Genomic DNA, 10,517 nt, shown 5'->3' with positions numbered 1-10,517 from the left:
CTGAGCTACGTCGAAGCATCAGACATTTTCAATGCATTTTCTATTATCAAATACTCGATCAATCTTGAAAAGACATGGTTTCTCCCTTGAGAACCGTCATTCCGCGCAGGTGGTAATCTCATTCAGTCAGAATTTCTCAGGTCCGATATCAGGCATTGCCTTACTCTTCGACGGAGCTCAGAGTGACAATGCCCAAAGACACTTTGCTGTGAAAATGTCATGCCGAGATCAGGACAACAAGCCAGACTCAGTGTGATAATGCCAGAGCCACGTCAATTGAAAATGTCATGCTGAGCTCCGTCGAAGCATCAGACATTTTCATTTCCCACTACCCTAATATCAGGTCAGGAACTCTCCATAGCAAGAGAAGTACACTTATAGGTCTACAATCATCCAAAACTCCCATGTGGGAAGCGAGTGACTCCTTTGTAAGAGCTGATCTCTTGTACATTTAGTCATCCATGCCGGTGTTCAATTGTCGCCGGCAGAATCATCACTCAACTGTACATTTTAAAAGCATCAAATAATGAAGCGATCAATACTTATCATCGCCCTAATTTTCACAGTAGCGCAATACACCAATGCACAAGCCCCGGACTCCTTTGCCCATCCGGGAGTACTCAGCAGTCAGGTCGAGCTGGACGCCTTGAAAGAGGCAGTACAAACAAGCAATGGACACCCGCAGGTGGCAGGCTATGCCCGAATGGCGAACGAAACATTGGGAAACCTTGACTATACCCCTACTCCCTACGCCAATGTGCATGTAATCGCCTCCGGTGTGGGAGATGAGGAGCGCGCCTTTCGCCAGGATGCTCATGCCCTGTATATCCACGCCATCAAGTGGGTGGTGACCGGAGATGACGCTCACCGCGACAAGGCCATAGAAATTGCAGATGCCTGGGGGAATACCTTTGAGTCGCTGATCCCGGAAGAGAATAAACCCAACCAACCTACACTGGAAGCCTCCTGGGCCCTCCCGATATGGATAGCTGGAGCAGAAATACTGAAATACTATGACAATGGAGTTTCCGGTTGGTCCTCTGCGAGTTTTGAAACTTTCGTGCAAAAGGTACTGGTCTACGTCAATGGCCCTATCTACCAGACGGCCAACTGGCTGATCTCTAAAGATCTTTCACTGATGACGGCAGGAGTCTTCCTGAATGACGCTGCGCTATATAATGAAGGCTACAATCATGTAACCAGCCAGATTGACGACATTAGTACCACGGGCCAAATCCCAGAGCTGACCCGCGACTTTGTGCACTCACAGTATGTACTGATCGGGCTGGCGCAATGTGCCGAGGTAGCCTATCAGCAGGGTGATGAGGGCTTATTTACACATTCGGATGCCCGGTTACGCACTGGTGCGGAGACTTACACCCTTTCGGTACTGGGTCAGACCTCTCCTAGCTATCACAGCAGTTCGGAATGGGCCCGCCACAGTGCTCCTTATGAGATTTTACTCAAGCGCTACACCGAGCTGGAGCTACCAGTGCCTGTAGTCCAGTATTATGTGATCGCCCAAAATCGCCCCGAAGATGGCAGTGAAGACCACTTTGTGGGATGGCTAAGTGCTACGCACGCCATAGAAGCTGAGGCCGGTGAAGCGCCGGTAAGTGAAGGCCAGGAAGAAGTACCCGGCAATCTGGCATTCAATCAGACAGCCAGCGCCTCTGAAGTGCCACAGCCAGAAAATCCGCCCGCTGCAGCCATTGATAACAACACGCTCACCCGCTGGTCTGCACAGGTCTATCCTCAGTGGCTGGAAGTGGATCTGGGAGAGGTAAAAGCAGTAGGGAAAACCGAAGTGATTTTCTACGAAGACCGGGCCTACAAGTACTTCATAGAGGTGAAAAAATCTGAGGCCGATGCCTATACCCAGGTGGTAGATCGCACGGCCAATACCACACCAGGCAGTGTAGAAGCTCCGATAACCGACGAGTTTTCTCCAACCCAGGCACGTTATGTGCGCATCACCGTCACAGGGGCTTCGGGATACACTGGAGCCTGGGTCAGCCTCACTGAATTTCGAATATTCGAAGGAGATGAAGTCATTTTAGGTATTGGGGATAAGGGCCGATTCAATGTTTTCCCAAACCCCGTTTCGGATACTTTCACGGTAGAAGAAGCCCATGAGCAAGTGGTGGTACTTTACAGTCTCTCAGGTGCAGAACTGATGAAAAAGTCAGCAGGAGTTACTAAACACTTCGATGTATCCGGCCTGCCCGCAGGACTTTATTTCGTGAAAATCATCTCTCCTGATCAGAAGGTAATAGAAACACGAAAGCTGATCAAAAAGCTCTAGGGAGCCAAGAGTCGATCGTGGCATTGTCTTACTCTTCGACGGAGCTCAGAGTGACAATGCCCAAAGACATTTTGCTGTGAAAATGTCATGCTGAGCTCCGTCGAAGCATCAGACATTTTCAGTGCTATTATCAAATACTCAATCAATCTTGAAAAGACTTTCGTACCTCCCTTTGAGAACCGTCATTCCTGCGAAGGCAGAAATCTCATTTGGTCAGGGCTCTCGATTCGCTGGCAGCATAGTCATCCCTTCTGTCATGGAGCCTGTCGGACCACAGACATATGGATGATAAGTTAGCGGCATTGCCTTACTCTTCGACGGAGCTCAGAGTGACAATGCCTAAAGACACTTTGCTGTGTAAATATCATGCCGAGATTAGAATACCCATGCCAGACTCTGTGTGATAATGTCAGAGCCACGTCGATTGAAAATGTCATGCTGAGCTCCGTCGAAGCATCAGACATTTTCAGTGCTATTATCAAATACTCAATCAATCTTGAAAAGACTTTCGTACCTCCCTTGAGAACCGTCATTCCTGCGAAGGCAGAAATCTCATTTAGTCAGGGCTCTCGATTCGCTGGCAGCATTGTCATCCCTTCTGTCATGGAGCCTGTCGAATCATCAGATAGAGGGATGATGAGTTAGCGGCATTGTCTTACTCTTCGACGGAGCTCAGAGTGACAATGCCCGGGCTCAGAACGACATCCCAAACTCGGCACTAACCTGACTGAATTGTAATTCTTTCAACGTGCTCCATGTGAAAATGTCATGCTGAGCTCCGTCGAAGCATCAGACATTTTCACTTTCTGAAATAAGCCATCGAAAGTTCGGGAAGCAGGTCCCACCGGCGAGCTATCAATGCTTCTTTCTTCGCTCTCCTCCATCCCTTTACTTGCTTCTCAAAAGCAATGGCCTGATTGACATCTGGGAAATGCTCCTGAAAAACCAACTTCAACGGGCGCCTCCTGAATGTATAAGCCCTAGAATCATGACCCGATTGATGCTCCCAAACACGACGATCAAGATCATTGGTTACCCCGGTATAGTAGGTACCATCAGAACATCGTAGAATGTAAACCGTGTAGGTCATCCCATATAAATCTACATAAAAGGTGGGTTTATCTGTATAAAAGGAGATTGGGTGGCGGCATTGTCTTACTCTTCGACGGAGCTCAGAGTGACAATGCCCAAAGACATTTTGCTGTGAAAATGTCATCTTCAGTTACGCCTTTATTTATCAGATACCCAGGTCAACATCGAGAAGAACCTGTTATAGTTGTTGAAAACCGTCATTCCCGCGCAGGCGGGAATCTCATACAGTCAAGAGTTTTCAGGTTCGCTATCAGGCATTGTCTTACTCTTCGACGGAGCGCAGAGTGACAATGCCCAGCTCAGTGCGACAATATCGGAGCTAGGGATAACAATGCAGAAATCAGCGTGACAATGCCCGGGCTGATCATGGTTAAGCATACTCAATCGTTCCTGATGATTTCAAATTGCCCTGGCGAAACCTTTATGGGAGGTGGGAATCCTTTTCCAAGCACCTTGCGGTTATCCTCGTTCAGTCCTTCCGTGTTTTCAAATCCGCTGTTCACTACGGATTCAAATGATTCATAGGAGTCCCACACCACTATGTTGACGTAGTTGAACTTGTTATTGGCATTGATAGCCCGGTAAAAGGTGGAGCTTACAAATCCGGGTTTTGATTTAAAATACGCGATGTAGGCATCCCTGATTTTTAAGGCTTCATTCTCGTACCCCTCAGGTACCTCTATCGAATTGATGACACTTATTTGCTTCATTTATGATTGATCACGTTTTGATTCTTTGGTAAAGTGCTCCCATTTTTTCTTTGCCGACCGCATCATGGCCGGGTACACTACCCACAGCCGGAAGGGTTTGATCAGGGCCATATAAAATCGCCCAAAACCACCCTTTGGCTTTACATACACGGCCATGTGAACCACCCAAACCCCATCCTGCGGTACCCTACTTATGTGAAGCGCAGCCTCTACAGTTTTATTGGCTATTTCGGAGAGAAATTCGTTCTCCAACTGATAGACCGGGATAAAATCACCCGTGCCCGGATCGGGTAGCTCCTCAAAGGTCAGTTGCTCACGTCCGGCATACCGATGACGAAGTGTGCCCGGAATCAGGTGATCTACCGGCTGCTGCTCATCCCAGTGAAACAGCTTTCCTAAAAACAGCCTGAACCGAAACAGCAGGCCAGCGAGGCCCTTGCCAGAGAGCTGGTCTCCGGCAGATCTGAATAACGTTAGAAACTGATCGAGGGAGTGCTCAGACTGGAGAATGATGGGGAAACGCCACACATCCTCCAGTTCATAATCTGACAGCAGGTCATGAACATACAAGGAATGTTTGAGGTGCTCCTCAGGGCTGATTTTTATCTTTTGAGACATAAGGCTAGGTTTCAAAAGCAAATTAGTTCAGAAAAACTTATCACCGCTATTAGCCTTTCATCACCTGCTTGCAACCATTTTTGACCGAACAGCGTCTCTAGCGGGATAAAAAATCGCATAATGAAAAGATACGCTCACTTCAACATGATCATGATGGTCTCCTTACTCCTGACCTTTGGATGCAAGGAAGATGGTTTGTTCAACAAGGAAATTGACAACACCCCGGCCAATATCAAGATCCTATACCCTCAAGCCAATACAGTGAATTACATCACTTCCATTGGGTATGCCGATTACATGGTTTTCCTGCTGTCAGACCCGGAGAAAAATGGGAAAAAGTTGACCGTAACCGGGATCGGCACTGTGACCCTGGAACTCAACGACAACCCGATCTATTATGATGATGTGCCAGACACCCTTTTTGGGCTTTCTCCCATTATTTACGCCAACGGCGACAACCTGATCCAATTATATGTGGAAGTAGAAGACAAGGGAGACCGCAACACTCTGAGCGATCACACTTTCAGTTTTACCATGGTTCCGGATAATGCTTTTATCACCAACCCAAAATTAACACGCACAGAAGACCTCAGCGTGGAATTCGACGTGCATACTTTCTCAAAAGACCTGGGTTCAATCGTATCGTTCAATTTTACCACGGTGGATGTGAATGCCGGGGCAATTTATAACTTCGGACAACACGAGTACTACAGTGCTATGAATGAGATCAACTGTAATAACTGCCATACCAGCCAGCCCTCACTTACTTCGCACTTCAGTACCCATCTTATCGGGAAGGACATTAAAAGTGGGAATAACCTTTATGTGCACATCTATGTGATCGACCATAAGAACTCGAATGGTTCGCATACCAACTACCGCTATCCGCTTGGGGTTATTCCTTAAGCGGAGCTGGGGGCGTCAATTTGGAGTATTGGAAATCAAAGTGAGCAGAAGGTTTTTCCTAACGGGAAGTTGCGTAACCTACGCTCCATTTTTTCGGTTAGGCGGGGCAACTACAATAAGGGCGGAGTATAATTTTGTTCGTCGTTGCTGTTGATTAAGTGCCCTCAAGCCGGGCAGGCTGTTACTTTTCCTTGATGAAAAGTAACCAAAAATCATGACAGAATGATCACTTCCGACCCTATCCGATCATGATCGGGGCCATCGCACGCCCGGAATTCTGTCGGGCCGTCCCGCCTGGAAGTTGAGGTTTGGTTGAAAATTGACCGATGATGTTTAGGTTTTGGAAGGGTGGTACAATTGCTACGTTTGTTACCACACGTTAATGGACGTCAAGTCCGTTAAAGTAAATTTCGGTTATTGCCGTGTCATCCCACTTTGCACCGGGGTAAACTTCTGAGATTTCAAATTTCATTGTAAAGTTCGGTTTTTTCTTAAGTTGCTCGAAGTTATGTCGATCGTTGTAACCAATAGGATCAACTTTAAAATGCTGCTCTGCTTTGGTGTCCGCAAGTTCTAGTACTGCATATGGCTTGTTATCAACATACATTTTCAAGGTTTTGACTCTGGAATTATTCTTCCATGCATTATCACTCTTGACATAACCGTTCACAATTATTATGTCGGTTATTCTAGGATTCTCAGGTTTAACGTGATATTCGAGATATTCACCTATTCCATAACCAGGAACTCCTTCTACCCAAGCTGTTTCATAGCTCAAATCATGAGCATTATTGGCGATGTATGTGTTGGTGCCCTGTGCAGAAAGTTCGGATGAAGCAGTTTGGGTATCTAGTCCACCTCCGCAATACCAACTACATCCACCTCCAACAATATCCCACATGTTTTCATAGACTTCACCATACTTTTCAAAGGTCGCTTGTTCTTCGGATGTTAGTTCTTCCCACGATCTGTTGCCCTCATTCAAATCTTCCAAGGCTTTGTCTCTTAGGGCCCATTCTTTTTGAATAGTTGGACCGAAATCAAGCATCTTTCCGATTGTTGGCTTGAGAGTTGGTATGTCTTGGGCGTTCAGAAAGTTGAAGAATGAAATGAACAATATAGCTAGTAGAGTCTTCATGTGTACTGAATATGTGTGGTAACAAATGGCCAACACCCCCTGACTGCCAGCCGTCCTCTACCAAATCTAGTAAATTTTAACTCCTGAGTAAACCATGATTGTCTATATGGCTGTACACCCCATCGGCAAATTGCCAAATCAGCAATCGTTGTCTCGCTTGTTGGAGAATCACACCAAAAAGGTCGGGCTCCCGTTGATGTATGTGTTCTATTCCTGATAAGCTCCGGAAGAATACGTTAACTCATAACTGTGGGTATATATCTCAAACACGATTCCAAATGGGTCCTCTACATAGACCATTTTATAAGGCTTTTCATTGGGGTAGTATTCCCTGATCGGCATTCTTTGCTTTCCGCCAGACTCAACTATCTTTTTGGTCAGATTTTCGATATCAGGATCTTGTACACAAAAGTGAAAAAGCCCTGTATTGAAAGGGTTAAACTCAGGGGCTTCCTTTATCCCGTGGGGAAAAGAAAACAGCTCAATCCCGATTCCGTCAGAGGTAGACAAATGCGCGATTTCAAACTCCTCCCAATTTTCTCCAAAAACGTCAATGCACATCTGTCCAATGGCTGTTTCTCTTTCCTTCTTTACGGTGGATGGTGGCATTATCACATACCATCCCATCACGTTATGATAAAAACCTACCGCTTTCCTGATGTCAGGCACAGTAATCCCAATGTGCGAAAAGGATTTCGGATACTTTATGTCTTTCATGATATTAGCTTTTGTTGATCGTATTAATGCCTGATGGCCATCTGGTAGCAAAGCCAGAAGATTTTGAACCCTCAGAACCCCATGGGGTAACGGGAGCGATAAAGAATGGTTTATTTATTTACGGTTAGATTTTAAATTCCTTGGAAGTTCCGTAACCTCTCCATCTTTCGTTTGTTCGGGGTGGCTGCAACACGGGGTGGTAATTTTGTTCGTCGTTGCTGTTGATTAGGTGCCCTCAAGCCGGGCTGGCTGTTACTTTTCCTTGATGAAAAGTAACCAAAAATCATGACAGAATGATCACTTCCGACCCTATCCGATCATGATCGGGCCCTCACACGCCCGGAATTCTGTCGGGCCGTTCCGCCTGGGAGTTGAGGTTTGGGTTGAAAAGTGAGAGGAGGAGCAAGCAGTCAGCACTCCGGATAGCTATCGGGAGACATATGCCCGATCAGCGTTTGTTAGATGGTGTTTAATCGCAGTTGTTCAGGCAAAAGTCGAAGTAGTAAACCTGTTCGTCGTTGCTTAGAAAAGATAAGTGGATGTTGTCGTATGAATAATCCTTCCTCAGTTGTTGGTGTAGTTTGGATGCCATATTCATAGAGAACAAATAGACTGAGTCAACCGGAGTTGTGTCCATTCTAGATAGATAGTTGCTCATTATTTCGCTATCGGTAATTTCTAAGTTGATTTGCTTTGTTTCACCCACCGAATTCTCGAAGATTCGAACATTTTTAGATTGAAAATCATGGATGTATCCAAGAGCAGTTTTTTCTTCAATGCTTTGGATTTCAGCTTCTTTAATATTCGATTCAAAAGTTGGACTCAAGCTCCAAACCACCATAAAAACAAAGAAAGCAACTGTCAGAATATTGCCAATTAAGGCAATTGTGCGCTTCGATCCTTTAATGTCTCCTCGAAAGGCAAATAGTCCTGCCAAACTCACTCCAAAGGCAATCATGACGATCACTGCCAGAATGACCTGTGTTCCGTCTGGCATGTTCCAAACTGTTGGAATAATAAACGCCACAAAGATGAGAAAGAAACTAACTAAGAATAACCTAAAACTTTTCATGTTGCAGTGATGCCATCTAACAACCGACCAACACTCCCCTGACTGTCAACCGTTCTCTACCAAATCTAGCAGATTTTCTATCCTGAACAAACCATTGCCGGCTATAGGGGTGCCCTCAAGCCGGGCTGGCTGTTACTTTCCTTGATGAAAAGTAACCAAAATCATGACAGAATGATCACTTCCCACCCTACCCGATCATGATCGGGGCCCTCGCACGCCCGGAATTCTGTCGGGCCGTCCCGCCTGGAAGTTGAGGGTTGGGTTGAAGAGTGAGAGAAGGAGAATGCAGACAGCACTCTCGATAGTTATCGGGAGACATATGGCCGATCAACTTCCGTTACCATCTGTGTTTTTGTCGTTTAAATAGCCCATAAAGCCTTCGACCGAAACTTCAATCATTTCTCTCGTGTCACCCGAGCTGAAGCCAGGACATTTTTCTGGGTAGGCAAGTAGGTCGTTCCACATTGCTTGTATTTCTAATAGTTCAGTTCGAGTGAATTCGAATGTTTGCTTATCCAGAATTGCATAGGCACTGATCTTTGCTTCATAGGATTCATAAAACAAAATCTTGAACACATCTTTCAATTTGTGTGTACAATCCAGTTGTTCAAGTGCGAAAACAAGAGTTCCGTTATAGTTGTGATTTTCTGGTTTGAAAATGGCTGTCAGCAGTGGTTCAAGTGCCGTTTGTGGCTTGAGTTCATAAATCCCCAAAGCAACCGAGTTCCTAACTCGCGGATCAGTCGATTCAAGCAATTCGATAAAGAGTTCAACAGCATCCTTGGTGTTCGTTTCAACCAGTTCATCCACCACCTCCATTTGTTCGAAAGGTGTTCCAGTTAAGATTCGTTGTTTGAGTTTTTCGAGTTCCAATAATCTACGTTCTGAAGTGCATTGATGGTAACGTCTAATAAAATGAGTATGTGATCCAGTAGCTAGAAGCACTGAAGTGTCTGTTTGGCATTGATATTTCATATAGCTCAGTTCGCATATTCATTTTAGTGTTTGTTATCAGCTTTTATAATTCAGATTCTCTTTTAACACTTACCATTTCATCGAAACCATGTTTTATTAGAAGTTTCTTCAAAGTTGTAATGAACCTTCTTAATTCCCTTTCCAGAATTGAATTGTAATCAGGACTTAACTTATTGAAGTCATTCGGAAGAAGATTTGAAATAGCATGGTTAATCCCAGAAATAATTGTCGGGAAGTCGATAAACTCCAAAGTTCCATCTTTCATTTGAGTATCGATGCTAATATTTCTAGGTCTCCCTGCGTACTTAAAGGTTACATTCTCAGTTTGAATGGTCGATTTCAATTTCTCGAACTGAAGGTTCACATCTTCATTTATTCGATCAGGGACAATAACATTGATCTGACATTTCCTGTAGTGATTGTCTCCGACTTTAAATCCGCCATTCTCAATTAAGAATCGGCAAATTGGAACAATCAAATTTTCCAGATATACAGATGCCAGCGTAGATGAAGGAAAGAAATTCAAGTCATCATCTGAACTCGACAGAAATAGATCTTTGATCTGAGTAACGGCTCTTTCAAAACTTGAACTATCTTCAGTATCAAATTGAGCAACAGATAGGCCGCCAAAATCAGAAAGTAATTTGATTTCTTTGTCAATCAAAAACGCACATTTCGAAGTGCCTAAACGACCTGTAAACAATCCCAGTTCGAATAAAACATTATCTCTTGGCTGTAAAACTTCCGTCCCTCGAAACGTCACTTTATCATCTCCTGTTCCAATCAATATTCCAAAATCATACTGCAATGTAGCTTTAAGGAGATCCGACAAAAAGTTCTGATTGATCTTAAATATTGATTTATCCCAAACATTTTCATTCCATATAGAGACATCAAAATCTTTATCGAGAATAGCTTTGGCTGTTTCAGCAAGGTTTAGTTCTTCAGACGATGATCCTATAAACAAGCGTTTCTTTATCATTT

The 10,517-nt window shown here is 44.7% G+C and carries 12 protein-coding genes; 4 read left to right on the top strand and 8 right to left on the bottom strand.

What is annotated here, in order from left to right:
• Positions 1-526 precede the first annotated feature (526 nt).
• The 3 genes from ACHKAR_RS13710 (at position 527) to ACHKAR_RS13700 (ending at position 2,950) form a co-directional block, all read left to right on the top strand.
• Complete coding sequence (locus ACHKAR_RS13710; RefSeq protein ID WP_395417857.1) at positions 527-2,305, top strand: discoidin domain-containing protein; 1,779 nt, start codon at positions 527-529, stop codon at positions 2,303-2,305.
• Between the two features lie 148 nt (positions 2,306-2,453).
• Positions 2,454-2,594, top strand: a complete 141-nt coding sequence (locus ACHKAR_RS13705; protein WP_395417856.1) for a hypothetical protein — start codon at positions 2,454-2,456, stop codon at positions 2,592-2,594.
• Positions 2,595-2,740: 146 nt separating this feature from the next.
• Positions 2,741-2,950 carry a hypothetical protein gene (locus tag ACHKAR_RS13700; protein ID WP_395417854.1) on the top strand — a complete coding sequence of 70 codons (210 nt, stop codon included), beginning with the start codon at positions 2,741-2,743 and terminating at the stop codon, positions 2,948-2,950.
• 154 nt (positions 2,951-3,104) lie between these two features.
• Here ACHKAR_RS13700 and ACHKAR_RS13695 read toward each other — a convergent pair whose 3' ends face one another.
• From ACHKAR_RS13695 to ACHKAR_RS13685, 3 genes are all read right to left on the bottom strand, one after another.
• On the bottom strand, positions 3,105-3,395 hold the full coding sequence (locus tag ACHKAR_RS13695; protein WP_395417853.1) for a GIY-YIG nuclease family protein: 291 nt from the start codon (positions 3,393-3,395) through the stop codon (positions 3,105-3,107).
• Between the two features lie 382 nt (positions 3,396-3,777).
• Positions 3,778-4,107: an antibiotic biosynthesis monooxygenase family protein gene (locus tag ACHKAR_RS13690; RefSeq protein ID WP_395417852.1), complete on the bottom strand. Its 330-nt coding sequence runs from the start codon at positions 4,105-4,107 to the stop codon at positions 3,778-3,780.
• Complete coding sequence (locus ACHKAR_RS13685) at positions 4,108-4,725, bottom strand: DUF2867 domain-containing protein (RefSeq protein ID WP_395417850.1); 618 nt, start codon at positions 4,723-4,725, stop codon at positions 4,108-4,110.
• Between the two features lie 120 nt (positions 4,726-4,845).
• Between ACHKAR_RS13685 and ACHKAR_RS13680 the strand changes: the two genes are divergently transcribed.
• Positions 4,846-5,631 carry a hypothetical protein gene (locus tag ACHKAR_RS13680; RefSeq protein WP_395417849.1) on the top strand — a complete coding sequence of 262 codons (786 nt, stop codon included), beginning with the start codon at positions 4,846-4,848 and terminating at the stop codon, positions 5,629-5,631.
• A 379-nt stretch (positions 5,632-6,010) separates the two neighbouring features.
• Here the strand turns inward: ACHKAR_RS13680 and ACHKAR_RS13675 are convergent, their stop codons facing one another.
• From ACHKAR_RS13675 to cap12, 5 genes are all read right to left on the bottom strand, one after another.
• A complete protein-coding gene (locus ACHKAR_RS13675) occupies positions 6,011-6,769 on the bottom strand; it encodes an NADase-type glycan-binding domain-containing protein (protein WP_395417847.1) in 759 nt (252 codons plus the stop codon).
• Between the two features lie 207 nt (positions 6,770-6,976).
• Positions 6,977-7,486, bottom strand: a complete 510-nt coding sequence (locus ACHKAR_RS13670) for a lactoylglutathione lyase family protein (protein WP_395417845.1) — start codon at positions 7,484-7,486, stop codon at positions 6,977-6,979.
• Positions 7,487-7,955: 469 nt separating this feature from the next.
• Complete coding sequence (locus tag ACHKAR_RS13665) at positions 7,956-8,483, bottom strand: hypothetical protein (RefSeq protein ID WP_395417844.1); 528 nt, start codon at positions 8,481-8,483, stop codon at positions 7,956-7,958.
• A 402-nt stretch (positions 8,484-8,885) separates the two neighbouring features.
• The gene (locus ACHKAR_RS13660) at positions 8,886-9,431 is read right to left on the bottom strand and encodes a HEAT repeat domain-containing protein (RefSeq protein WP_395417843.1); all 546 of its coding nucleotides are present in this window, start codon (positions 9,429-9,431) and stop codon (positions 8,886-8,888) included.
• 145 nt (positions 9,432-9,576) lie between these two features.
• Entirely contained in the window at positions 9,577-10,515 is a 939-nt protein-coding gene (cap12, locus tag ACHKAR_RS13655) for a CBASS system CD-NTase-associated NAD(+) hydrolase Cap12 (protein WP_395417842.1), read from the bottom strand.
• Positions 10,516-10,517: the final 2 nt, after the last annotated feature.

Origin of the sequence: Marinoscillum luteum, assembly GCF_044005705.1 — a bacterium.
Lineage (GTDB): Bacteria > Bacteroidota > Bacteroidia > Cytophagales > Cyclobacteriaceae > Marinoscillum > Marinoscillum luteum.
This window is presented reverse-complemented; position numbering and strand designations above follow the sequence as displayed.